The sequence below is a fragment of the Streptomyces sp. NBC_01092 genome (assembly GCF_045039535.1).
Lineage (GTDB): Bacteria > Actinomycetota > Actinomycetes > Streptomycetales > Streptomycetaceae > Streptomyces.
In genome coordinates, this window is sequence record NZ_CP108659.1 from 2,549,319 (window position 1) to 2,573,858 (window position 24,540).

18 protein-coding genes and 3 rRNA genes are annotated in these 24,540 nt (G+C 67.3%); 9 read left to right on the forward strand and 12 right to left on the reverse strand.

Going from position 1 to position 24,540, the window contains the following annotated elements:
- Positions 1-31 precede the first annotated feature (31 nt).
- The 4 genes from rrf to OG254_RS11240 form a co-directional block, all read right to left on the reverse strand.
- A 5S ribosomal RNA gene (rrf, locus tag OG254_RS11225) occupies positions 32-148 on the reverse strand.
- A 106-nt stretch (positions 149-254) separates the two neighbouring features.
- Positions 255-3,374 (reverse strand): 23S ribosomal RNA (locus OG254_RS11230).
- Positions 3,375-3,684: 310 nt separating this feature from the next.
- Positions 3,685-5,210, reverse strand: a 16S ribosomal RNA gene (locus tag OG254_RS11235).
- Together the 16S, 23S and 5S rRNA genes form the textbook arrangement of a ribosomal RNA operon.
- 531 nt (positions 5,211-5,741) lie before the next feature.
- On the reverse strand, positions 5,742-6,392 hold the full coding sequence (locus OG254_RS11240; protein WP_405580133.1) for a DNA-3-methyladenine glycosylase: 651 nt from the start codon (positions 6,390-6,392) through the stop codon (positions 5,742-5,744).
- A gap of 140 nt (positions 6,393-6,532) precedes the next feature.
- Between OG254_RS11240 and OG254_RS11245 the strand changes: the two genes are divergently transcribed.
- From OG254_RS11245 to OG254_RS11255, 3 genes are all read left to right on the forward strand, one after another.
- Complete coding sequence (locus OG254_RS11245) at positions 6,533-7,315, forward strand: sporulation protein (RefSeq protein WP_405580136.1); 783 nt, start codon at positions 6,533-6,535, stop codon at positions 7,313-7,315.
- 43 nt (positions 7,316-7,358) lie between these two features.
- On the forward strand, positions 7,359-7,898 hold the full coding sequence (locus OG254_RS11250) for a YbhB/YbcL family Raf kinase inhibitor-like protein (RefSeq protein WP_351194954.1): 540 nt from the start codon (positions 7,359-7,361) through the stop codon (positions 7,896-7,898).
- A gap of 145 nt (positions 7,899-8,043) precedes the next feature.
- On the forward strand, positions 8,044-8,550 hold the full coding sequence (locus OG254_RS11255; RefSeq protein WP_147996856.1) for an HNH endonuclease: 507 nt from the start codon (positions 8,044-8,046) through the stop codon (positions 8,548-8,550).
- Positions 8,551-8,689: 139 nt separating this feature from the next.
- On the opposite strand, the gene OG254_RS11260 is transcribed toward OG254_RS11255, so the two are convergent.
- The 3 genes from OG254_RS11260 to OG254_RS11270 form a co-directional block, all read right to left on the reverse strand.
- A complete protein-coding gene (locus OG254_RS11260) occupies positions 8,690-9,619 on the reverse strand; it encodes an SPFH domain-containing protein (RefSeq protein WP_405580139.1) in 930 nt (309 codons plus the stop codon).
- Between the two features lie 132 nt (positions 9,620-9,751).
- Positions 9,752-10,183, reverse strand: coding sequence for an NfeD family protein (locus OG254_RS11265; RefSeq protein WP_405580141.1), 432 nt, complete (start codon positions 10,181-10,183; stop codon positions 9,752-9,754).
- 75 nt (positions 10,184-10,258) lie between these two features.
- The gene (locus OG254_RS11270; protein WP_393522669.1) at positions 10,259-11,056 is read right to left on the reverse strand and encodes an ABC transporter ATP-binding protein; all 798 of its coding nucleotides are present in this window, start codon (positions 11,054-11,056) and stop codon (positions 10,259-10,261) included.
- 138 nt (positions 11,057-11,194) lie between these two features.
- Between OG254_RS11270 and OG254_RS11275 the strand changes: the two genes are divergently transcribed.
- Positions 11,195-11,983 carry a hypothetical protein gene (locus OG254_RS11275; RefSeq protein WP_405580143.1) on the forward strand — a complete coding sequence of 263 codons (789 nt, stop codon included), beginning with the start codon at positions 11,195-11,197 and terminating at the stop codon, positions 11,981-11,983.
- A 216-nt stretch (positions 11,984-12,199) separates the two neighbouring features.
- Here OG254_RS11275 and OG254_RS11280 read toward each other — a convergent pair whose 3' ends face one another.
- The 3 genes from OG254_RS11280 to OG254_RS11290 all read right to left on the reverse strand — a co-directional run bounded on the left by OG254_RS11280 (position 12,200) and on the right by OG254_RS11290 (position 14,393).
- Positions 12,200-12,445 carry a chaplin gene (locus OG254_RS11280; protein WP_405580146.1) on the reverse strand — a complete coding sequence of 82 codons (246 nt, stop codon included), beginning with the start codon at positions 12,443-12,445 and terminating at the stop codon, positions 12,200-12,202.
- A 168-nt stretch (positions 12,446-12,613) separates the two neighbouring features.
- Positions 12,614-13,255, reverse strand: a complete 642-nt coding sequence (locus OG254_RS11285) for a response regulator transcription factor (protein ID WP_351194964.1) — start codon at positions 13,253-13,255, stop codon at positions 12,614-12,616.
- Positions 13,248-14,393, reverse strand: a complete 1,146-nt coding sequence (locus tag OG254_RS11290; protein ID WP_405580148.1) for a GAF domain-containing sensor histidine kinase — start codon at positions 14,391-14,393, stop codon at positions 13,248-13,250. The genes OG254_RS11285 and OG254_RS11290 overlap by 8 nt, the downstream gene beginning before the upstream one ends.
- 265 nt (positions 14,394-14,658) lie before the next feature.
- Here OG254_RS11290 and OG254_RS11295 point away from each other — a divergent pair, with 265 nt between their 5' ends.
- The 3 genes from OG254_RS11295 to OG254_RS11305 all read left to right on the forward strand — a co-directional run bounded on the left by OG254_RS11295 (position 14,659) and on the right by OG254_RS11305 (position 17,584).
- A complete protein-coding gene (locus OG254_RS11295; protein ID WP_405580151.1) occupies positions 14,659-15,360 on the forward strand; it encodes an SDR family NAD(P)-dependent oxidoreductase in 702 nt (233 codons plus the stop codon).
- The gene (locus tag OG254_RS11300) at positions 15,357-16,511 is read left to right on the forward strand and encodes an S-adenosylmethionine:tRNA ribosyltransferase-isomerase (protein WP_405580153.1); all 1,155 of its coding nucleotides are present in this window, start codon (positions 15,357-15,359) and stop codon (positions 16,509-16,511) included. The genes OG254_RS11295 and OG254_RS11300 overlap by 4 nt, the downstream gene beginning before the upstream one ends.
- Positions 16,512-16,810: 299 nt before the next feature.
- The gene (locus OG254_RS11305; protein WP_405580156.1) at positions 16,811-17,584 is read left to right on the forward strand and encodes a transglycosylase SLT domain-containing protein; all 774 of its coding nucleotides are present in this window, start codon (positions 16,811-16,813) and stop codon (positions 17,582-17,584) included.
- A gap of 88 nt (positions 17,585-17,672) precedes the next feature.
- Here the strand turns inward: OG254_RS11305 and OG254_RS11310 are convergent, their stop codons facing one another.
- The gene (locus OG254_RS11310) at positions 17,673-20,198 is read right to left on the reverse strand and encodes an FHA domain-containing protein (protein WP_405580158.1); all 2,526 of its coding nucleotides are present in this window, start codon (positions 20,196-20,198) and stop codon (positions 17,673-17,675) included.
- Between the two features lie 239 nt (positions 20,199-20,437).
- On the opposite strand from OG254_RS11310, the gene OG254_RS11315 reads away from it, so the two are divergent.
- Positions 20,438-22,393, forward strand: coding sequence for a streptophobe family protein (locus OG254_RS11315; protein ID WP_405580161.1), 1,956 nt, complete (start codon positions 20,438-20,440; stop codon positions 22,391-22,393).
- Positions 22,394-22,584: 191 nt separating this feature from the next.
- A complete protein-coding gene (serB, locus tag OG254_RS11320; protein ID WP_405580164.1) occupies positions 22,585-23,793 on the forward strand; it encodes a phosphoserine phosphatase SerB in 1,209 nt (402 codons plus the stop codon).
- A 165-nt stretch (positions 23,794-23,958) separates the two neighbouring features.
- Here the strand turns inward: serB and OG254_RS11325 are convergent, their stop codons facing one another.
- On the reverse strand, positions 23,959-24,477 hold the full coding sequence (locus OG254_RS11325; RefSeq protein WP_351194977.1) for a histidine phosphatase family protein: 519 nt from the start codon (positions 24,475-24,477) through the stop codon (positions 23,959-23,961).
- Positions 24,478-24,540 lie beyond the last annotated feature (63 nt).

The following is a 24,540-nucleotide window of genomic DNA, read 5'->3' on the forward strand; positions in this document are numbered from 1 at the left end:
GAACGCTGGGACCAGGGGTCCTCCAAAGATTGTTCGGCGGCGTCCTACTCTCCCACAGGGTCCCCCCTGCAGTACCATCGGCGCTGTAAGGCTTAGCTTCCGGGTTCGGAATGTAACCGGGCGTTTCCCTCACGCTATAACCACCGAAACCCTAATGGTTTCGAGCGAACAAGCACACTCTTCTTTTGTCTGTTCTGCTCTAGAAACCGGCAACGGTCGTTGCCTCAGAACCAACACAGTGGACGCGAGCCTCTATGGACAAGCCCTCGGCCTATTAGTACCGGTCACCTCCACACGTTACCGTGCTTCCAGATCCGGCCTATCAACCCAGTCGTCTACTGGGAGCCTTACCCCATCTAGTGGGTGGGAATACTCATCTCGAAGCAGGCTTCCCGCTTAGATGCTTTCAGCGGTTATCCCTCCCGAACGTAGCCAACCAGCCATGCCCTTGGCAGAACAACTGGCACACCAGAGGTTCGTCCGTCCCGGTCCTCTCGTACTAGGGACAGCCCTTCTCAATATTCCTGCGCGCGCAGCGGATAGGGACCGAACTGTCTCACGACGTTCTAAACCCAGCTCGCGTACCGCTTTAATGGGCGAACAGCCCAACCCTTGGGACCGACTCCAGCCCCAGGATGCGACGAGCCGACATCGAGGTGCCAAACCATCCCGTCGATATGGACTCTTGGGGAAGATCAGCCTGTTATCCCCGGGGTACCTTTTATCCGTTGAGCGACGGCGCTTCCACAAGCCACCGCCGGATCACTAGTCCCGACTTTCGTCCCTGCTCGACCCGTCGGTCTCACAGTCAAGCTCCCTTGTGCACTTACACTCAACACCTGATTGCCAACCAGGCTGAGGGAACCTTTGGGCGCCTCCGTTACTCTTTAGGAGGCAACCGCCCCAGTTAAACTACCCATCAGACACTGTCCCTGATCCGGATCACGGACCCAGGTTAGACATCCAGCACGACCAGACTGGTATTTCAACGACGACTCCCCCTGAACTGGCGTCCAGAGTTCACAGTCTCCCAGCTATCCTACACAAGCCGAACCGAACACCAATATCAAACTGTAGTAAAGGTCCCGGGGTCTTTCCGTCCTGCTGCGCGAAACGAGCATCTTTACTCGTAGTGCAATTTCACCGGGCCTATGGTTGAGACAGTCGAGAAGTCGTTACGCCATTCGTGCAGGTCGGAACTTACCCGACAAGGAATTTCGCTACCTTAGGATGGTTATAGTTACCACCGCCGTTTACTGGCGCTTAAGTTCTCAGCTTCGCCATGACGAATCATGACTAACCGGTCCCCTTAACGTTCCAGCACCGGGCAGGCGTCAGTCCGTATACATCGCCTTACGGCTTCGCACGGACCTGTGTTTTTAGTAAACAGTCGCTTCTCGCTGGTCTCTGCGGCCACCCCCAGCTCACCGAGTAAATCGGATCACCGGACATGGCCCCCCTTCTCCCGAAGTTACGGGGGCATTTTGCCGAGTTCCTTAACCATAGTTCACCCGAACGCCTCGGTATTCTCTACCTGACCACCTGAGTCGGTTTAGGGTACGGGCCGCCATGAAACTCGCTAGAGGCTTTTCTCGACAGCATAGGATCATCCACTTCACCACAATCGGCTCGGCATCAGGTCTCAGCCTCATGTGCGACGGATTTACCTATCGCACGGCCTACACCCTTACCCCGGGACAACCACCGCCCGGGCTGGACTACCTTCCTGCGTCACCCCATCACTCACCTACTACAGGTCTGGTCCGTCGGCTCCACCACTCCCCTTTGCCCGAAGGCTCCAGGGCGGCTTCACGGACTTAGCATCGCCTGGTTCAATGTTTGACGCTTCACAGCGGGTACCGGAATATCAACCGGTTATCCATCGACTACGCCTGTCGGCCTCGCCTTAGGTCCCGACTTACCCTGGGCAGATCAGCTTGACCCAGGAACCCTTAGTCAATCGGCGCACACGTTTCTCACGTGTGTATCGCTACTCATGCCTGCATTCTCACTCGTGAACCGTCCACAACTCGCTTCCGCGGCTGCTTCACCCGGCACACGACGCTCCCCTACCCATCCATACGGGCGTTGGCCCTATTGTATGAATGACACGACTTCGGCGGTACGCTTGAGCCCCGCTACATTGTCGGCGCGGAATCACTAGACCAGTGAGCTATTACGCACTCTTTCAAGGGTGGCTGCTTCTAAGCCAACCTCCTGGTTGTCTGTGCGACTCCACATCCTTTCCCACTTAGCGTACGCTTAGGGGCCTTAGTCGATGCTCTGGGCTGTTTCCCTCTCGACCATGGAGCTTATCCCCCACAGTCTCACTGCCGCGCTCTCACTTACCGGCATTCGGAGTTTGGCTAAGGTCAGTAACCCGGTAGGGCCCATCGCCTATCCAGTGCTCTACCTCCGGCAAGAAACACACGACGCTGCACCTAAATGCATTTCGGGGAGAACCAGCTATCACGGAGTTTGATTGGCCTTTCACCCCTAACCACAGGTCATCCCCCAGGTTTTCAACCCTGGTGGGTTCGGTCCTCCACGAAGTCTTACCTCCGCTTCAACCTGCCCATGGCTAGATCACTCCGCTTCGGGTCTTGAGCGCGCTACTATATCGCCCTATTCGGACTCGCTTTCGCTACGGCTTCCCCACACGGGTTAACCTCGCAACACACCGCAAACTCGCAGGCTCATTCTTCAAAAGGCACGCAGTCACGAGATACGTGCAAGCACGTATCCGACGCTCCCACGGCTTGTAGGCACACGGTTTCAGGTACTATTTCACTCCGCTCCCGCGGTACTTTTCACCATTCCCTCACGGTACTATCCGCTATCGGTCACCAGGGAATATTTAGGCTTAGCGGGTGGTCCCGCCAGATTCACACGGGATTTCTCGGGCCCCGTGCTACTTGGGTGTCTCTCAAACGAGCCGCTGATGTTTCGACTACGGGGGTCTTACCCTCTACGCCGGACCTTTCGCATGTCCTTCGCCTACATCAACGGTTTCTGACTCGTCTCACAGCCGGCAGACTGTGAAAGAGAGATCCCACAACCCCGCACACGCAACCCCTGCCGGGTCTCACACGTATACGGTTTGGCCTCATCCAGTTTCGCTCGCCACTACTCCCGGAATCACGGTTGTTTTCTCTTCCTGCGGGTACTGAGATGTTTCACTTCCCCGCGTTCCCTCCACTTGCCCTATGTGTTCAGGCAAGGGTGACAGCCCATGACGACTGCCGGGTTTCCCCATTCGGACACCCCCGGATCAAAGCCTGGTTGACGACTCCCCGGGGCCTATCGTGGCCTCCCACGTCCTTCATCGGTTCCTGGTGCCAAGGCATCCACCGTGCGCCCTTAAAAACTTGGCCACAGATGCTCGCGTCCACTGTGCAGTTCTCAAACAACGACCAGTACACCGTCACACACCACTTTCGTGGTGCTACACCGGCGCCGGCAACTGAAGGCAGCCATAACGGCCGTGCCCTCAGACACCCAACAACGTGCCCGGCACACCCGCCTCTTCTTCATCCATTCCACGCCGAAGCAGTACTAGGAAGAGAAGACGATCAAGTGTGCCGAATAATCAACGTTCCACCCATGAGCAACCAGCATCAGACATTCGCTGATGTACTGGCCTCTGACCTCGTCCCGAAGGACTCGGTGAGAAGTGCTCCTTAGAAAGGAGGTGATCCAGCCGCACCTTCCGGTACGGCTACCTTGTTACGACTTCGTCCCAATCGCCAGTCCCACCTTCGACAGCTCCCTCCCACAAGGGGTTGGGCCACCGGCTTCGGGTGTTACCGACTTTCGTGACGTGACGGGCGGTGTGTACAAGGCCCGGGAACGTATTCACCGCAGCAATGCTGATCTGCGATTACTAGCAACTCCGACTTCATGGGGTCGAGTTGCAGACCCCAATCCGAACTGAGACCGGCTTTTTGAGATTCGCTCCACCTCACGGTATCGCAGCTCATTGTACCGGCCATTGTAGCACGTGTGCAGCCCAAGACATAAGGGGCATGATGACTTGACGTCGTCCCCACCTTCCTCCGAGTTGACCCCGGCGGTCTCCTGTGAGTCCCCATCACCCCGAAGGGCATGCTGGCAACACAGAACAAGGGTTGCGCTCGTTGCGGGACTTAACCCAACATCTCACGACACGAGCTGACGACAGCCATGCACCACCTGTACACCGACCACAAGGGGGGCACTATCTCTAATGCTTTCCGGTGTATGTCAAGCCTTGGTAAGGTTCTTCGCGTTGCGTCGAATTAAGCCACATGCTCCGCTGCTTGTGCGGGCCCCCGTCAATTCCTTTGAGTTTTAGCCTTGCGGCCGTACTCCCCAGGCGGGGAACTTAATGCGTTAGCTGCGGCACCGACGACGTGGAATGTCGCCAACACCTAGTTCCCACCGTTTACGGCGTGGACTACCAGGGTATCTAATCCTGTTCGCTCCCCACGCTTTCGCTCCTCAGCGTCAGTAATGGCCCAGAGATCCGCCTTCGCCACCGGTGTTCCTCCTGATATCTGCGCATTTCACCGCTACACCAGGAATTCCGATCTCCCCTACCACACTCTAGCTAGCCCGTATCGAATGCAGACCCGGGGTTAAGCCCCGGGCTTTCACACCCGACGTGACAAGCCGCCTACGAGCTCTTTACGCCCAATAATTCCGGACAACGCTTGCGCCCTACGTATTACCGCGGCTGCTGGCACGTAGTTAGCCGGCGCTTCTTCTGCAGGTACCGTCACTTTCGCTTCTTCCCTGCTGAAAGAGGTTTACAACCCGAAGGCCGTCATCCCTCACGCGGCGTCGCTGCATCAGGCTTTCGCCCATTGTGCAATATTCCCCACTGCTGCCTCCCGTAGGAGTCTGGGCCGTGTCTCAGTCCCAGTGTGGCCGGTCGCCCTCTCAGGCCGGCTACCCGTCGTCGCCTTGGTGAGCCATTACCTCACCAACAAGCTGATAGGCCGCGGGCTCATCCTTCACCGCCGGAGCTTTTAACCTCCACCCAGGAGAGTGGAAGTGTTATCCGGTATTAGACCCCGTTTCCAGGGCTTGTCCCAGAGTGAAGGGCAGATTGCCCACGTGTTACTCACCCGTTCGCCACTAATCCCCACCGAAGTGGTTCATCGTTCGACTTGCATGTGTTAAGCACGCCGCCAGCGTTCGTCCTGAGCCAGGATCAAACTCTCCGTGAATGTTTACCCGTAATCGGGTGCACACATCACGAGAGCGGAACAGTCGAGCGGAATAGGCCCGACCGTTCACAGCGTCCTCGCTGTGTTTATTTCAAAGGAACCTCGTCCCAACCGGAAGACCGGCCGGAGACGGGGTATCAACATATCTGGCGTTGATTTTTGGCACGCTGTTGAGTTCTCAAGGAACGGACGCTTCCTTTGTACTCACCCTCTCGGGCTTTCCTCCGGGCGCTTCCCTTCGGTCTTGCGTTTCCGACTCTATCAGATCCTTTTTCGATCCGATTCCCTGTCGGCGGGATTGCCATGGGGCCTGGGCTTTCGCCCGTCGGCCTTTCGACATTCACTACGTTAGCCGATTCCCCCGGCCGATTCATAATCGGGCTTCCGCGGATTCGAATTCGGGCATGCAGGCACGCCGGAATCGACCCCGCTGAGGGGAAGTCGTAGGTAGTGGGTTGGCCGCTCCGGCTGCTGACTTCGCAGTACCCGGTTCAGCGGCTCGGGCTACGTTACGCGCACGGCCATGCCGCGTCAACTTGAGCGACGCTTCGGGACATGCGCCCGATAGGGGCTGACCGTGGGGTCGTTGGCGATCCAGTAGCGCCAGGGGTGGATGTCGCCGTTGCCGCCGTCGCCGGCCACGCCGGTGCGTGGACCATTGCGTACCTGGTCGGAGGGGATCGGGGTGCCGGCGAGCATCCTCAGTGGGGTCTCGCCGGAAGCGCACACGTCCGTGCCGTCCAGGTCACGGTCCACGCCCAGGGCGGTGGCCAGGCGGGCCGGTCCTTTGGCCAGTTCCTTGTCGTTACGGGCCGAGAGTCGACGTGTGCGGGCGAGCTCGGCGCCCTCCACGATCTCGCCGGCGCGCAGCAGGACCGCGCTCGCCCGGCCGTCGGGACCGCAGACCAGGTTCATGCAGTGCCACATGCCGTAGGTGAAGTAGACGTAGACGTGCCCGGGGGGACCGAACATCACGTCGGTGCGGGGTGTGCGACCGCGATAAGCGTGGGAGCCGGGGTCGTTCGGGCCGTCGTAGGCCTCCACCTCTGTGATGCGGAGGGAGATCGGACCGTCCGGGGTGGTGCGTACGAGGATGCGGCCCAGGAGGTCGGGGGCGACTTCGAGGACGGGGCGGTCGAAGAAGTCCCGGGGCAGGGGCGTACGGTCGGGGGTCGCGATCATGCCGTCCGAGGGTAGTGCAGACGGGTGGTGGCGACGGGGTGGTCAGGGGGCCCGCGGCTTGCCAGGGTGGGAGCGCGGAACCGGCCACGGCCGGATCGCGTTTGTAGGGATCAGGGATCCACTCTGAGAAGAGGAGAGTCATGGCGTTCAAGAAGCTGCTCGCGAGCCTGGGGGCCGGCGGTGCTTCGGTCGAGACGGTGCTGACCGAGGTCAACGTCGTTCCGGGCGGTGTCGTCCAGGGCGAGGTGCGGATTCAGGGCGGGTCCGTGAGCCAGAACATCGAGGGCCTGTCCGTGGGACTTCAGGCACGTGTCGAGGTCGAGGGTCAGGACTCGGAGTACAAGCAGGACATCGAGTTCACGAAGATGCAGCTCGGTGGTGCCTTCGAGCTGCAGGCCGGGGGCGTGCACGCGGTGCCGTTCGGGCTGGAGATCCCGTGGGAGACGCCGATCACGTCGATCGACGGTCAGACTCTGCGCGGCATGAACATCGGTGTGACGACGGAGCTGGCGATCGCTCGGGCCGTCGACTCCACCGACCTGGACCCGATCATCGTGCACCCGCTGCCCGCGCAGAAGGCGATCCTCGACGCCTTCATCCAGCTGGGCTTCCGCTTCAAGAACGCGGACATGGAGCGCGGCCGCATCCGCGGTACGCGGCAGAAGCTGCCGTTCTACCAGGAGATCGAGTTCTTCCCGCCGCAGCAGTACCGCGGGATCAACCAGGTCGAGCTGAGCTTCGTGGCGGACGGCAACGCGATGGACGTCGTCCTCGAAATGGACAAGAAGCCGGGGCTGTTCAGCGAGGGCAGTGACACGTTCCGTTCGTTCCAGGTGGGTCTGAACGACTTCCACGGGACCGACTGGGCGGCGTATCTCAACCAGTGGCTGTCCGAGGTCGGCAGCAAGCGCAACTGGTTCTAGGCTCGGAACTGCTGATTCCACTGTTCCAACAGGAGGTATCGAAGTGACCGAGCTCAAGAGGCGCCCGCTGCCCCACGACTTCCATCCGCCCGTACCGTCCTTCACGGTCACGAGCGAGGACGTCTCGTCCGGCGGGACCCTCAAGGACGCTCAGGTCTACGCGGCCGGCAATACCTCGCCGCAGCTGCGCTGGGAGGGCTTCCCGGCTGAGACCAAGAGCTTCGCCGTGACGTGCTACGACCCGGACGCCCCCACGGGCAGCGGGTTCTGGCACTGGGTCCTCTTCGACATCCCGGCCTCCGTGACCGAGCTGCCGGCGGGTGCGGGCAGCGGCAAGTTCGAGGGGCTGCCGGAGGGTGCCGTACAGGCGCGGAACGACTACGGGTCGAAGGACTTCGGTGGTGCCGCGCCGCCGCCCGGCGACGGGCCGCACCGCTATGTGTTCACGGTGTACGCCGTGGATCAGGAGAAGCTCGGTCCTGACGCGGACGCCAGCCCGGCCGTCGTCGGCTTCAATCTGCGGTTCCACGCGCTCGCGCGTGCCCATGTGATCGGTGAGTACGAGGCGCCCGCCGAAGCCTGACGTTCATGGAACGTTTGCCCGCCCCAGGTCATGGAAGTGATCGGGGGCGGGCATTTTTTATTTCGTTGTCCATCTCGGCGTGCCCGGCCAGAGTTGATCCCAGCCCGCCAGGGGGTGGGCAGGTGCGCACGGGAGGTGGGCTGCAATGCGGGACACGCTGGTACTGAACGCGAGCTTCGAGCCGCTGTCGACGGTGACGTTGAATCGAGCCGTCGTTCTGGTGCTTCAGGACAAGGCCGTCGTCGAGCAGGCCCACCCCGAACTGCGCATGCGTGGAGCCGAGGTCGACATACCCGCGCCCCGGGTGATCAGGCTGTGCAGGTATGTACGGGTGCCCTTCCGAAGACAAGCGCCGTGGTCGAGGCGGGGTGTTCTGGTGCGGGACCGGCACCGGTGCGCGTACTGCGGGCGCCGGGCCACGACCGTGGACCACGTGGTGCCGCGGTCGCACGGTGGTCAGGACACATGGCTGAATACGGTCGCCTCGTGTGCGGAGGACAATCACCGGAAGGCTGACCGGACGCCTGAGCAGGCGGGTATGCCGTTGCTTCGGGAGCCGTTCGAGCCGACGCCTGCCGATGCGATGTTGCTGACGCTGGGTGCGGATGAGTTCGCTGCGCTGCCGGATTGGCTTGCGATGGATGCTGCCTGACTGTTCGCCGTGGGGTCGCGACCGGGGTGTCGGTTGCGGGCTGGGGGTGGCCGGTCGCGCAGTTCCCCGCGTCCCTAAAGGCGTTTGGGGCCCGCCTTCCGAGGAAGGTGGGCCCCAATGTCGTACGACGGACCGCGCGTCAGTCGATTGACGGCTTCTCTCGGCGTTCCGTGCCTGCGCTCGAACCGCCGCCCAGGTTGCCCAGGTTGCCCATCGCGCCCGACAGGCCCTTGAGGGCGTCGCCGATTTCGCTGGGGACGATCCAGAGCTTGTTGGCATCGCCCTCGGCGATCTTGGGGAGCATCTGGAGGTACTGGTAGCTGAGGAGCTTCTGGTCCGGGTCGCCTGCGTGGATCGCCTCGAAGACCGTGCGGACCGCTTGGGCCTCGCCCTCTGCTCGCAGGGCCGCCGCCTTGGCCTCACCCTCGGCGCGCAGGATCTGGGACTGCTTCTCGCCCTCGGCGGTGAGGATGGCGGCCTGGCGCGTACCTTCGGCCGTGAGGATCGCGGCGCGCTTGTCGCGGTCGGCGCGCATCTGCTTCTCCATCGAGTCCTGGATGGAGGTGGGCGGCTCGATCGCCTTCAACTCGACGCGGTTGACCCGGATTCCCCACTTGCCCGTCGCCTCGTCGAGGACTCCGCGCAGGGCCGCGTTGATCTCCTCGCGGGAGGTCAGGGTGCGCTCCAGGTCCATGCCACCGATGATGTTGCGGAGCGTGGTGACCGTGAGCTGCTCGATCGCCTGGATGTAACTGGCGACTTCGTAGGTGGCGGCGCGGGCGTCGGTCACCTGGTAGTAGATGACGGTGTCGATGTTCACGACCAGGTTGTCCTGGGTGATCACCGGCTGCGGCGGGAACGGCACGACCTGTTCGCGCAGGTCGATGCGGTTGCGGATGGTGTCGATGAACGGGACCACGATGTTGAGGCCCGCGTTGAGTGTCCGCGTGTAGCGGCCGAAGCGCTCGACGATGGCCGCGCTCGCCTGTGGGATGACCTGGATCGTCTTGATCAGGGCGATGAAGACCAACACCACCAGAATGATCAGGACGATGATGACCGGTTCCATCGTCGTGTCCCCGTACCCCTTCTCCGCTGCGGCATGTTCGGCAGATCTTATGGTTGTTGAAGATCTTGCTGGTGAGTCTGACAGACCGTCGCGTGCCTCGTGGCTGGTTCGCGCCACTTACGTCGTGCGAGGTCACATGACGATCGCCGTGGCCCCCTCGATGTCCACGACGTCGACTTCCTGGCCTGCTTCGTAGGCGCGGTCGGTGTCGAGAGAGCGTGCCGACCAGATCTCTCCGGCGAGCTTGATCCGGCCGCCGGATGCGTCGACGCGCTCCAGTACCACGGCCTGTTTGCCCTTCAACGCCTCAATGCCGGTGGCCAGTTGGGGCCGCTGTGCGCGATGCCGGTTGGCGATGGGCCGTACGACGGCGATGAGTGCGGTCGAGACGACGACGAAGGCCACGACCTGGACGACGGCGTCACCGCCGAAGATGCCGGCGGCCACGGCGGCCGCGACGGCGCCCACCGCGAGCATGCCGAGTTCGGGCATCGCGGTGATCACGAGCCCGATGCCGAGCGCTGCCGCTCCGATCAACCACCAAACCCACGCGTCGATTTCCACATGGTCATGGTAGGACCGCGGGCCCTGTCGCCGACAGGGCGCCGATCGTTTGAACGGCTCTTCCGAAGGAGCGGGTCAGGACAGCGGGAGGCCCTGTGCCGTCCAGCGGTCACCGACCTGTTCGACGACGAGGGGGAGGCCGAAGCAGAGGGAGAGGTTGCGGGAGGTGAGTTCGAGCTCCATCGGGCCGGCTGCGAGGACCTTGCCCTGACGGATCATCAGGACGTGGGTGAAGCCCGGGGGGATCTCTTCGACGTGGTGGGTGACCATGAGCATCGAGGGGGCGATCGGGTCGCGGGCGAGGCGGCCGAGGCGGCGCACGAGGTCCTCGCGACCGCCGAGGTCGAGGCCGGCGGCGGGCTCGTCGAGGAGGAGCAGCTCGGGGTCGGCCATCAGCGCACGGGCGATGAGGGTGCGCTTGCGCTCGCCCTCGGAGAGAGTGCCGAACTTGCGGTCGGCGTACTCGGTCATGCCGAGGCGGTCGAGGAAGGCGAGGGCGCGCTGCTCGTCGACCTCCTCGTAGTCCTCGTTCCAGGTGGCGGTCATGCCGTACGCGGCGGTGAGCACCGTCTGGAGGACGGTCTGGCGCTTCGGGAGCTTCTCGGCCAGGGCGATGCCGGCCACGCCGATGCGCGGGCGCAGCTCGAAGACGTCGGTGCCGGGCTTGCCGAGGGTCTCGCCGAGGATGGTGGCGGTGCCCTTGCTGGGGTAGAGGTAGCTGGAGGCGACGTTGAGGAGGGTGGTCTTGCCGGCGCCGTTCGGGCCGAGGATGACCCAGCGCTCGCCCTCCTTGACCGACCAGGACACCTGGTCCACCAGAGCCCGGCCCTCGCGGACCACGGATACGTCCTGAAGCTCCAGAACATCGCTCATGAGCGCGTTGTCTCCCCTTGCAGTGTGACCGGTCTCGGCGTCTCGGTGGTCGCGTGCGCCTGTGGGCGCAGCCCTCAACGAAATCTACGCCACCGGTCCGCCGCTTCATTCCATCGGTCCGGTCCTTAGGGTGGGGGCATGCTCTCGGAACCACGTTCAGGACGCCTCGCCGCTTGGGGAAATGCCCTTTTGGCCGGACTCGTCTCGCCGGACGACGCCGTGCACGAGATCGCCGGTGACGATGCCGTGCACCGGGTGGAAGGGCTGCCCGGCGAGGCGGCGCCCGTGGGGCTCACACTGGCGCTCGGGCGGCTGCGGACGCTCGGGGTGAGCGGGCTGCGGATCGCGCTGCCCGCGCCGGGGCATCCGCTGGGGCTGAGCGGGCCGCCGGAGTTCAACGCGCGGGCGATGGATGCCGAGGAGGCCGTGATCTGCCACGGCTCCGCCTTGGGGCTGGTGCCGGAGGTGTACGAGGCCGGGCCCGACGGAGATGTACATGTCGAGGTCGTCTGGCGCGTGCTGCCGGTGCGGGAGGCGCCGCCCGCGGATGTGCCGTCGCTGGGTGAGGCCGAGCGGGGGCTGGCGGAGGCGCTGCGGGATGCCACCGCGGTGTTGTCGCGGCTGGATGTGGCCGGATCGGGGCCGGTGGCCGAGGGGGCGATCGATGCGTACCGGGCGCGGGCCGAGGCGGGGCGGGAGGTGTTGGCGCCGGGGTATCCGCCGCGGGCGGTGCGGGTGCTGGAGCTGGCTCAGCGGGTGGGGTTGCTGGTGTCGCTGGCGTATGAGAACGGGCACGGGGGTGCGGTGAGCTCCGCCGAGATGGGGGCTCGGGTGGAGGCCTTGCGGCCGGTGGAGCGGGTGGCTCGGCGGGCGCAGGTTGCCGCGTACAACTCCGTTGTGGAGGAGCGGGAGCGGGGCGTGCGGTGAGCGTTCTTCGCTTGGTGATCGGTGTTTGTGTTGCCGTGGCTGGGGGCTCTGCCCCCAGGCCCCCGTGTCGGCCCTGAAGGGGCCTTGTCCTCAAACGCCGGACGGGCTGGATGGCGCGGGCCGGAGCCGGGGAGATGCCCGGCCTTCGCCGAGAAACCAGACCGGCCCCCCGGGCAAACCCGGGAGGCCGGAGGTCACTGCCTGTTCTGGGGGTCGTCAGTGGTTGACGGCCAGGTTGCCGAAGGCGGGGTTCAGGATGCCGACGACGTTCACGCTGTTGCCCGAGACGTTGACCGGGACGTTGACCGGGGCCTGGACGAGGTTGCCCGAGGCGATGCCCGGGGAGCCCACGGCCTGGCCGTCGGCGTGCGCGCCGCCGGTGGCGGAGGCCATTCCGGCACCGGCGGCCAGCAGGCCACCCGCCACCATCGTCACGGCCGCTGCCTTCTTCAGGTTCTTCACTTCTAAGCCCTCCTTGCGATTGCCGCGGCAGTCGCCGCAGCACGCACTGGAGAACGGTGGAGATCCGCGAAGGATGCGCCATCCGGGGGACATTCCCACGACGGTATGAATCTCAGTCCGGAGCGGAACCCTCCGTATTGCCGTCCGTCACGCCCTGCGGAGAGCGTTTCAGCCGGTCACGCCATGGCGTACGGCCCACAGGGCGGCCTGGGTGCGGTCCGCGAGGTCGAGTTTCATCAGGATGTTCGAGACGTGCGTCTTGACGGTCTTCTCCGAGAGAACCAGGGCTCTGGCTATCTCGCGGTTCGAGCGGCCGTCCGCGATCAGGGTGAGCACCTCGCGCTCCCGCTCCGTCAGGGAGCCCGCTCTCCCCTGCCCCGAGTTGGCCTCCTCCTGGGACAGCAAGGCGCCCGCGACCTCGGGCTGGAGCAGGATGTGGCCGGCGTGGACCGAGCGGATGGCTCCGGCGAGTGCGTCCGGGTCGACGTCCTTGTAGACGTAACCGGCGGCGCCCGCGCGCAGGGCTGGGATCACCGTGCGCTGTTCGGTGAAGCTGGTGACGATCAGCACGCGCGCGGGGTTGTCCAGTTCGCGGAGCTTGCGCAGGGCGTCGACGCCGTCCATGCCCGGCATCTTCACGTCCATCAGCACGACGTCCGGTTTCAGTTCCTCGGCGCGGGCCACTCCCTCGGCGCCGTCGGCGGCTTCGCCGACGACCTCGATGTCGTCCTGCACTTCGAGGAAGGTGCGCAGGCCCCGGCGGACCACCTGGTGGTCGTCGACGAGCAGCACCTTGATTGCGTCAGCCACCGGGGACCTCCATCTCGATCACGGTGCCCTTGCCGGGCGCCGATTCCACGGTCAGCGTGCCGCCGACCCCGCTCGCCCGGTCCCGCATGGAGACCAGGCCGAGGTGGCGTCCGGCGCGGCGTATCGCCTTCGGGTCGAAGCCGCCGCCGTCGTCCGTGATCCGCAGGACGGCTCCGCCGGCGCGGCGGTCCAGCGTCACGTCGACGTGCTCGGCTCCGGAGTGCCGCAGGGCGTTGTGCAGGGCCTCCTGGGCGACGCGCAGCACGGCCTCCTCCTGGGCGGAGGGCAGGGCCTTCACACCGCGGCCGGCGAAGGTGACGCGGGCGGTGTGGGCACGGTCGAGGACCTGGATCTGGGTGCGCAGGGTGGCGACGAGGCCGTCCTCGTCGAGGGCTGCGGGGCGCAACTCGACGACCGCGGCGCGCAGTTCGTCGGCGGCCTCGGCGGCGAGCGCGGCCACCTGGTGCAGCTCGCCCTTGGCGCGGGCCGGGTCGCGGTCGATCAGGGCGGTGGCGGCCTGGGCCGTCAGGCGCAGGGAGAACAGCTTCTGGCTGACCGCGTCATGCAGCTCGTGGGCCAGGCGCGAGCGCTCCTCGGCGATCGTCAGTTCGCGGCTGCGCTCGTACAGGCGGGCGTTGGTCAGGGCGATCGCGGCGTGCTGGGCGAGGATGCCGAGGAGGTCCTCGTCCTCCTCGGTGAAGCCGCAACTGCCTTCCGGCTTCGGGCAGTTCTTGTTGGCCAGGAAGAGCGCGCCGATGACCTCGTCGCCGTCGCGGATCGGCAGGCCCAGGAAGTCGGACATGTCGGGGTGCGCCGACGGCCAGCCCTCGAAGCGGGGGTCCTTGCGGACGTCGGCGAGGCGCTCGACCTCGGCCTCCTGGAGCATCGCGGCGAGGATGCCGTGCTGGCGCGGGAGCGGGCCGATGGCCTTCCACTGCTCGTCGCTGACTCCGTCGACCACGAACTGGGCGAAGCCCCCGTGGTCGTCCGGGACGCCGAGCGCGGCGTACTGCGCGTCGAGCAGCTCGCGGGCCGAGGCGACGATCGTCTTGAGGACGTCGCGCACCTCGAGATGCCTGCTCATGGCCAGCAACGCGGAGCTCACCGCGGCGAGGCCGGACCTGGGGCCTTGACTCATGCCCTCACGGTACCGGCGGGGTGTGACAGCCGGATCGGACCTCTGGCGGCGGCCGACCAGGGCCTCGGTCCTACTTCCGCGGTCCCCCCTCACCTACTTCTCCGGTCCCCCGATCAGCGGCGTAGGGCCAACGGCCGGGGTGCGCGGCTTAGGACGAAGGGCCCCGCGATGTTGCGGCCCGCGTCCGAGGCGGGGCGGGCGGCCCCGTTCCTACGTTGAGGGCACCCGCCGATCCGAGGCGGGCCGGGACGAGGGGACGGTTGTCATGCCGGTAGCGATCATCACGGGGGCCTCGAAGGGGCTGGGGCGGGCGCTCGCCGAGGGGCTGGCCGCGCGCGGCTGGGATCTGGTGCTCGACGCCAGGACGCCGGAGGCGCTCCAGGAGACGGCGTCCGGGCTCGGGGAACGGCACGGCACGCGCGTGACGGCCGTGCCGGGGGACGTCACGAACGCCGGTCATCGGGCCGAGCTGGTGGCGGCCGCCTGGAAGCTGGGCGGCGTGGATCTGCTGGTGAGCAACGCCAGCGCGCTGGGCGCCGAGCCGCTGGTACGGCTGGACGAGCTGCCCCTGGAGGGGCTGCGGCGGGCGCTGGAGGTGAACGTGGTCGCCGCGCTGGCCCTCGTCCAGGAGGCGATGCCGCTGCTGCGGGCGGCCAGGACGGGCGCCGTGATCACGGTCAGCTCGGACGCGGCCTCCGAGGCGTACGAGACCTGGGGCGGGTACGGGGCGTCGAAGGCCGCGCTGGACCATCTCGCGGCGGTGCTCGGCGAGGAGGAGCCCGGGCTGCGGGTGTGGGCGGTCGACCCCGGCGACATGGCCACGGACCTGTACGCGGCGGCCGTACCGGACGACGACGATCCGCGGCCGGCGCCGGCCAGTGTCGTGCCGGCGTTCCTGCGGCTGCTGGACGAGCGTCCGGCGAGCGGCCGCTACGGGGCTCCGGCTCTGCTGGAGGAGCGGCGGTGACGCTGGCGGTGAGCGTGCCGGAGGAGCTGTCGGCTCGGGTTCCCGCCGAGCAGCGGGGGCCGGGGCTGGGCCGGGATGCCGTACGGCTGCTGGTGTCGCGGGGTGCCGAGGTGTCGCATCACACCTTTCGCGAGCTCCCGCGGCTGCTGCGGGCCGGGGATCTGCTGGTCGTCAACACGTCCCGGACGCTGGCGGCGGCCGTGGACGGGCGGATCGGGCACGCGCGCGTGGTGGTGCACTTCTCCACGCGCGGGGACGACGGGCGGTGGGCCGTGGAGCTGCGGGATCCCGATGAGGCGGGCACTACGCGCGCGCGTGCGGGCGGACCCGCGGGGACTGAGGTGCGGCTGCCGGGCGGGCTGCGGCTGGTGTTGGAGGAGCCGCTGAGCGTGGGGAGCGCGCGGATGTGGTGGGCGCGGGTGGCCGCCGGGCCCGTGGAGGTGGGGGGTACGGGCAGTCGCGTCGACGGAGAGGCCACCGGGGCACGGGCCCCGGTGGATGCCGTCCTCGGGCTGATGCGGGAGCACGGTCGGCCGATTCGCTACTCCTATACGGAGCGGGACCAGCCGTTGTCCGTGTACCAGACGGTGTTCGCGCTGCCCTCGGCCGACGGGACGGGCAGCGCGGAGATGCCGAGCGCGGCGCGGCCCTTCACGGTCGGTCTGGTCACGGAGCTGGTGAGCCGGGGTGTGCAGTTCGCGCCGATCACGCTGCACACGGGCGTGGCGTCGGCGGAGGCGCACGAGCCGCCGTATCCGGAGCGGTTCGCGGTGCCGGAGGCCTCGGCTCGGCTGATCAATGCCGCGAAGGCCGGGGGCGGCCGCATCGTCGCCGTCGGGACGACGGCCGTGCGGGCGGTGGAGTCGGCGGTGGACGCCGACGGGGTCGTACGCGCGCGTGAGGGGTGGACGGATCTCGTCGTCACGCCGGAGCGCGGGGTGCATGTGGTGGACGGGCTGCTGACCGGGCTGCACGAGCCGGAGGCGTCGCATCTGCTGATGCTGGAGGCGGTCGCCGGGCGAGCCGCGATCGACCGCAGTTACGAGGAAGCGCTGCGCGGGCTCTACCTGTGGCACGAGTTCGGGGACGTGCACCTCATCCTCCCGGTGGAGAACCCTCACGCAGAGCATTGCGCCAGCAACTGCTGGTGAAACTGTCGCATGGCTGATGTGAGCCCGCGCATAGGGTGCAGGTCACGTACGAAAGTCCGTAGTAGGTGGAGCCGTCCCTTTTGAGCGGCGCGGACAGTCCTGTCTGTCCTATTTTGCCCTTCCTGGCTCCACTACCGGGGATCGTAGGTCACACCTTTGCCACCGCATTTTGCGGCCGCTAAGAATTGCTCTCGTCGCTCAGCGCCGTGGGTTCAGCCCGCGGCGTTTGTGCCGGAAGCACCCGTGTCCCCCACCGGACAGCGAGCGACCTCCGCGCTATTCGAAGAGGTCCATCTGCCATGCTCAAGAACACCAAGAACCGTGCCCTCAGTCGTGCCATAACCAAGCGCCAGAAGATCGCGATCGCCGGCGTGGGTACGCTCGGCGCCGCCGCTCTGGCCCTGTCCGCCGTCCCCGGCAACGCACAGACGACCACGGCCGAAGCCCCCGCGGGCAAGGTGGCCTACAGCAGCGAGCAGATCAAGGACGTCAAGGCCGGCGTCACCGACCAGCTCGCCGGCGAAAAGGTGAAGGCCGAGGCGATGGTGGCCAAGCACAAGGCCGCTGTGGCCGCCGCCAAGCACCGCGCCGCCGTGGCCCACGACAAGCACGTGGCCGCCCAGGCCGCCGCCAAGCAGCGGGCCGCCAAGGCCGCCGCCGCGAAGAAGGCCGCTGCCGAGCGCAAGGCGCAGGAGGCCGCGAGCCGGTCCGCGAAGCGCGTCGCGGTCAAGCAGGTCACCGCCAAGACCTACGCGAACAACCTCGACGGCTGGATCCGCGAGGCGCTCGACATCATGAAGAAGCACGACATCCCGGGCACCTACAACGGCCTGCACAAGAACATCATGCGGGAGTCCTCGGGTAACCCGAACGCGATCAACAACTGGGACATCAACGCCCAGAACGGCGTCCCGTCGATCGGTCTGCTCCAGGTCATCAAGCCGACCTTCGACGCGTACCACGTCCCGGGCACGGCCAAGAGCCAGTACGACCCGGTCGCCAACCTCACCGCCGCCGCCAACTACGCGGCCGACCGGTACGGCTCGATCGACAACGTCAACAGCGCGTACTGACCGAGGTAGGCGCGGGCCTCTGACACGTACGCCGAAGGGCGGCACCCTCCTGACGGGGTGCCGCCCTTCGGGCGTCCTACGACGGTGACTACTTGCGCATGACCTCGGGCTCGTGGCGGCGCAGGAAGCGGGCCACGAAGATGCCGCAGATCACACCGAGCACGAGCAGGGCGATCATGTCCATGGCCCACACGCCGACCGTGTGCTCCCACAGCGGGTCGTTGCTCTCGCCCTGGCCGGGCGGGCTGATCTTGTTGAAGTCCAGCGTGGCGCCCGCGGCGCCCACGGCCCAGCGCGACGGCATCAGATACGAGATCTGGTTGGCGCCGATCGAGCCGTTCAGGGCGAACAGACAGCCCGTGAACACGACCTGGATGATCGCGAACATGACCAGCAGCGGCATGGTCTTCTCGGCGGTCTTCACCAGGGCCGAGATGATCAGGCCGAACATCATCGAGGTGAAGCCCAGCGCCATGATCGGCACCGACAGCTCCAGCAGCGTCAGCTTGCCGAAGACCAGGCCCTCCTCCGGGATCTCCCGGCTGGCGAAGCCGATGACGCCGACCATCAGGCCCTGGAGCACGGTGATGAAGCCGAGCACGAAGACCTTGGACATCAGGTACGCCGAGCGCGACAGGCCGGTCGCGCGCTCCCGCTCGTAGATGACCCGTTCCTTGATCAGCTCACGCACCGAGTTCGCGGCGCCGGCGAAGCAGGCGCCGACCGCGAGGATCAGCAGCACGGTGGTGGCCGTGCCGTTCGGGATGATCCGGCCGGTCTGCGGGCTGGGCGGGTTGGGCAGCAGGCCCTTGCCCGAGTCGATGAGCAGGCTCACCGCGCCGAGCACGCCCGGCAGGATCACCATCAGGGCCAGGAAGCCCTTGTCGGACGCGATCACCGACACATAGCGGCGCACCAGCGTCAGGAACTGCGACAGCCAGCCCTGCGGCTTCGGCGGCTTCATCGCCTGCATCGGCGGCACCTGTACGGACTGCGGCGCAATCGCGTCGATGTCCGCGGCGTACATCTGGTAGTGCTGCGAGCCCTTCCAGCGTCCCGCCCAGTCGTAGTCGCGGTAGTTCTCGAAGGCGGAGAAGACGTCGGCCCAGGTGTCGTAGCCGAAGAAGTTCAGCGCCTCCTCCGGCGGACCGAAGTAGGCGACCGAACCGCCCGGGGCCATCACCAGCAGCTTGTCGCAGATCGCGAGCTCGGCCACGGAGTGGGTGACGACGAGGACCGTACGGCCGTCGTCGGCGAGGCCGCGCAGCAGCTGCATGACGTCGCGGTCCATGCCCGGGTCGAGGCCCGACGTGGGCTCGTCCAGGAAGATCAGCGACGGCTTGGTCAGCAGCTCCAGGGCCACCGAGACGCGCTTGCGCTGGCCGCCGGACAGGGAGGTGACCTTCTTGTCCTTGTGGATGTCGAGCTTCAGCTCGCGCAGCACCTCGTCGATACGGGCGTTGCGCTCGGCCGCCGTGGTGTCGGCGGGGAAGCGGAGCTTGGCCGCGTACTTGAGGGCTTTCTTGACGGTCAGCTCCTTGTGCAGGATGTCGTCCTGCGGGACCAGACCGATGCGCTGTCGCAGCTCGGCGAACTGCTTGTAGAGGTTCCGGTTGTCGTAGAGGACGTCGCCCTGGTTGGCGGGGCGGTAGCCCGTGAGTGCCTTGAGCAGGGTCGACTTGCCCGAGCCGGACGGGCCGATGACCGCGATGAGCGACTTCTCCGGGACGCCGAAGGAGACGTCCTTGAGGATCTGCTTGCCGCCGTCGACCTCGACGGTCAGATGGCGGGCCGAGAAGGAGACCTCACCGGTGTCGACGAACTCCTCGAGACGGTCGCCGACGATCCGGAACGTCGAGTGACCGACACCGACGATGTCCGCCGGGCCCAGGAGCTGCGAGCCGCCCTTGGCGATCGGCTGGCCGTTGACGTACGTGCCGTTGTGCGAGCCCAGGTCGCGGATCTCCATGCGGCCGTCGGGCGTCGAGTGGAACTCGGCGTGGTGCCGGGAGACCTGGAGGTCGGAGACGACCAGCTCGTTCTCCAGCGCACGGCCGATGCGCATCACACGGCCGATGGAGAACTGGTGGAACGTGGTGGGGCTGCGGTCGCCGTAGACCGGCGGCGCCCCCGCGCCACCACCGGGACCCTGCTGCTGCGGGATGTGGGCCGCCTGCTGCGGCTGCTGCCAGCCGGCCTGCTGCTGGGGCTGCTGCTGCGGTGCCTGCTGGGCGGGGGCCTGCTGGGCCCAGCCCGCCTGGGCGCTCTGCGCGGCATACGGCTGCTGCTGCGGCTGGGCCTGCGGCGTGGCGACGGAGGCCGCGGTGCCGGAGAGGTCCAGGCGCGGTCCGTCGGTCGCATTGCCCAGGTGCACGGCCGAGCCCGGGCCGATCTCCAGGTGATGGATCCGGTGGCCCTGCACGAACGTGCCGTTGGTGCTGCCCTGGTCCTCGATGACCCAACTGTGGCCGCTCCAGCTGATCGTGGCATGCCGCCACGACACTCTGGCGTCGTCGAGCACGATGTCGCCCTGCGGATCGCGTCCGAGGGTGTAGGGCCTGGACGGGTCGAGCGTCCAGGTCCTTCCATTCAATTCCAGTACGAGTTCCGGCACTCCATGCCCCACTGAGTAGTCCCCCGAGTTACCCCCAACACAGGGAGTCTAGGGATGTCGAACATCGTCGGGAACTATTTCAGGCTCCGCCCCCTGACCGAAAGCCGGGCCTTGTGTGGAGCACGCCCACGCGCTTCGAATGGTTCCGTTGACGGGGTTGAAACCAGCCCGGAGAGTGGTAATCCACGCGAGGGGGACATGCGCGGCGATCGGCCGCGCCGCGGATCGGGGGGTCTGCCATGAGCGCGTCCACGTACGTCGAGAGCTCGAAAGGCGCCAGGCTGCCCTGGGGCGACATCCTTCTGTCCGCCATCGCCGCCGTGAGCTGGGCATTGATCGGCATGGCGGGCACCGCGGCGCTCGGACTGCATCTGCTGGAGGCGGACTCGGCGAGCTCGCTGGGCCCGATGACCGCGGCTGTGGTGGCCCTTGGGGCGGGTGGTTCCGTCACTCCGTCCGGGGATGTGTCCGCTTTCGGGTTGACCGGTGCACAGGCGGCGACCGCCATCGAGATCACGCCACTCGGGGTGAGCCTGGTCGGCGCGGTGCTGTTGTCGTGGTTCTTCCTACGGTCCTTGCGGGGCGCGGGAGTTGTGATCGCGCCGGCCGAACTCCTCGCGCGCGCGGGCGCGGTGGTCGCCCTGTTCGTCGCGACGCTGGGCGGGCTGGCGTGGGCGGGGCACGACGTCATCACGATCGACGGGAGTGCGCTGGGGCTCGACGACCTGCCGGGCGGCGGCGGGGGCGGGGGCGGTATCGAGATTCCCGGGGTCGGTGACATCGGGGACATCGGCGGGCTGCTGCCCGACCAGATCGGAGACCTCATCGACGCCAAGGCGGCGGTGGGCTTCACCGTGGACACGGCGCCGACGCTGCTCGGCGGCCTGGTCTGGTCCGCCGGCATCCTGCTGATCGCCCTGCTGGCTTCGCGCCGCACCCCGCTCCCCCGCGCCTGGGAGGCCGTGCACCGCGTCGTACGGCCCGCCATGTCCGCCCTCGTCACGGTGCTGCTGGTGGCGGTCGTGGCCGGGCTCGCGGCGGCGGCGTACGCGGCGATCGGCGACGACCACCCCAAGCGGATCGCGGGCGCCGCCCTGCTCGGGGCCCCGAACGGCGTATGGCTCGGCATCCCGATCGGTCTGTTCGTCCCCTTCGACGGCCGGGCGACGGGAGTGCTGGTGAGCCTGCTCCCGGATCCCCTGGACGACCTGCTGAACAGCGACGCCGACCAGTCCGTGACGCTGGGCCGACTGGCCGAGCTGGACGGCCGGGTGTGGCTGCTGGGCGTCGCGGCGGCGGTGATGATGCTGCTCGCGGGGGTGCTGACGGCTGTGCGGACGCCGGTTGTGTACGGGGGTGTGGGCGCCGGGGTCGGTGGAGGCGGGGGGATCGACGGTGCTGCGGGTGCCGGGTCGGTGAGTGGCGCCGGTGATTACGGGGGCGTACGGGATCCGGGTGTCCTTCGTTTCGCCGGGCGGTGTGCGCTGCGGCTCGGGGTCGTGACGGCGTTGGCGCTGCCCTTGCTCGCATGGCTGGCGCAGGTGTCCGTGGACGCGTCGCTGTCGGTGCTGGGCTTCGACGCGTTCGGTGCCGGAGTGGAACTGCGGGGCAACCTCGGGATGGCGCTGGTCCTCGGGGCGGCCTGGGGCGCCGGGGCGGGTGCCGTGGGTGCGCTGCTGGCCCGCGCGACCGGGGCCGCGGGGCGTCAGGCGACGCCGTTGGCTCGGGGGGCGACGGCGACGGCGGGGGCGGTGCCAAGGCCGGGGGGCGTGGGAGCGGCGGGAACATCGGGTACGGCGGGTACGGCGGGTTCGGCGGGCATGCCAGGTACGGCGGGTTCGGCTTACCCGAGCCGGTCCGGCCCGTACACGCCCGGAATGCCGTACCGGCCGCCGAACCCCGACACCAACCCGTATCTGCACGTGCCGGACGAGATGCGGGAGCCGGAGGACGCCCGGCCGCCGGGTGTCGCGCCGCCGGGCGGTGACGTCCCGCCCGATGAGGCACCGCCCGCACGTGGCGACGACATGTACGGCGCCCCCACGGTCATGCGGCCGTTCACTCCACCCCCGAGGTCGCCCCGGCCCCCGCGGCGGCGTGGGAACCGCTCGTCGTCCGGGCCGGGCGACGGGCCGCCTCCGCCTCCGCCGCCCCCTCCTCCCCCGCCGCCGGGGAAGCCGAAGGGGCGCCCGTGACGGTTCAACCGGTGAACGGCGCGAGGCCGTGCGGCTCCGGCCACAGGTGATTCTGGGGCGGTTCACAGTTACTGGTGCGGCGGTGGTCCGAACGTAAGGCCTTCGCCACCCGGCCGACACCCAGTGTTCCGTGTCCGCTAGACGGACCTCGGGGGCGGCAGGCACTGGGTGCCGGATACGGTGGAGGCATCATGAGCGCTTCGCAGACCTCTGACACCCCCACACTTCTCGTCAAGATCTTCGGGAAGGACAGGCCGGGCATCACCGCCGGCCTCTTCGACACGCTGGCCGCCTACTCGGTCGACGTGGTCGACATCGAGCAGGTCGTCACGCGGGGCCGGATCACACTGTGCGCGCTCGTGACGGAGCCGCCGGCCGGTCTGGAAGGGGATCTGCGGGCGACCGTCCACAGCTGGGCGGAGTCCATGAAGATGCAGGCGGAGATCATCTCCGGCCTCGGCGACAACCGCCCGCGTGGCTCGGGACGCTCCCTGGTGACGGTGCTCGGGCACCCGCTCACCGCGGAGGCGACGGCCGCCATCGCCGCCAGGATCACCAGGTCGGGCGGCAACATCGACCGTATCTTCCGGCTCGCCAAGTACCCCGTGACCGCAGTGGAGTTCGCGGTCTCCGGCGTGGAGACCGAGCCGCTGCGCACGGCCCTGGTGACGGACGCCGCGGCACTGGGTGTCGACATCGCGGTCGTCGCGGCCGGACTGCACCGGCGCGCCCAGCGTCTGGTCGTGATGGACGTGGACTCCACGCTCATCCAGGACGAGGTGATCGAGCTCTTCGCGGCGCACGCCGGCTGCGAGGACAAGGTGGCCGAGGTGACGGCGGCCGCGATGCGCGGGGAGCTGGACTTCGAGCAGTCGCTGCACGCGCGCGTGGCGCTGCTGGCCGGGCTGGACGCGTCGGTGGTGGAGAAGGTGCGCAGCGAGGTGCGGCTGACGCCGGGCGCGCGCACGCTGATCCGCACGCTGAAGCGGCTCGGCTATCAAGTGGGGGTCGTCTCCGGTGGGTTCACGCAGGTCACGGATGATCTGAAGGAACGGCTCGGGCTCGACTTCGCCCAGGCCAACACGCTGGAGATCGTCGACGGCAAGCTCACCGGGAAGGTGACCGGCGAGATCGTGGACCGGGCGGGCAAGGCGCGGCTGCTGCGCCGGTTCGCGGCCGAGGCGGGGGTGCCGCTGTCGCAGACGGTGGCGATCGGTGACGGTGCCAACGACCTGGACATGCTCAACGCGGCCGGGCTCGGCGTCGCGTTCAACGCCAAGCCGGTGGTGCGGGAGGCCGCGCACACGGCGGTGAACGTGCCGTTCCTGGACACGGTCCTGTACCTGCTCGGCGTCACCCGCGAAGAGGTCGAAGCCGCGGACATGCACCACGAGGACTGACGCCCCGCACCGGACGGACGACCTGGGTACGCCCTGTGTACGACCGAACGACCTGCGCGGAACCGAACGGCCTAAAGCGGAACCGCACGGCCTAAAGGCGGCGAGCCGCTCTGCATGCAAGGGGCCCGGCACCGCGACGGTGCCGGGCCCTTCGTGCGGGGTCGGTCACTCGGACGGGGCCCAGTAGTCGAGCAGCGTGGCCGCGCCGGGCTCCAGGGTCTTCCAGGGGCCGCCGAAGGACAGGACGGCGAAGGCGGCGGCCGGGAAGCCGCGCCGGCTCATCCACTCGCGCGCATCACCGTCGGCGGAGCCGGACAGGACGTCGGCGAGGCCCTGCACTCCGGGGTTGTGGCCGATCAGCAGGACGTTCTGTGCGTCGTCCGGGGTTTCGTTGAGCAGGGCGATCAGCTCGCCGGGCGAGGCATCGTAGACCCGCTCTTCGTAGACGGTTTTCGGCCGGTGCTGGAACTCGTGGACAGCGAGCTTCCAGGTCTCCCGGGTCCGGATCGCGGTCGAGCACAGGGCCAGGTCGAAGGGGATGGCGGTGTCGGCCAGCCTGCGGCCGGCCTCCGCCGCGTCCATGCGGCCCCGCTCGGCGAGCGGCCGCTCGTGGTCGGTCACCTGTGGCCAGTCGGCTTTCGCATGCCGGAAGAGGACAATCCTGCGGGATTCTGCGACGCTCATGAGATCCAGCTTCGCACGAAACAGGCCATGGGGCGCAGGTAGTTGACGGGCGCCTCCGGGGGC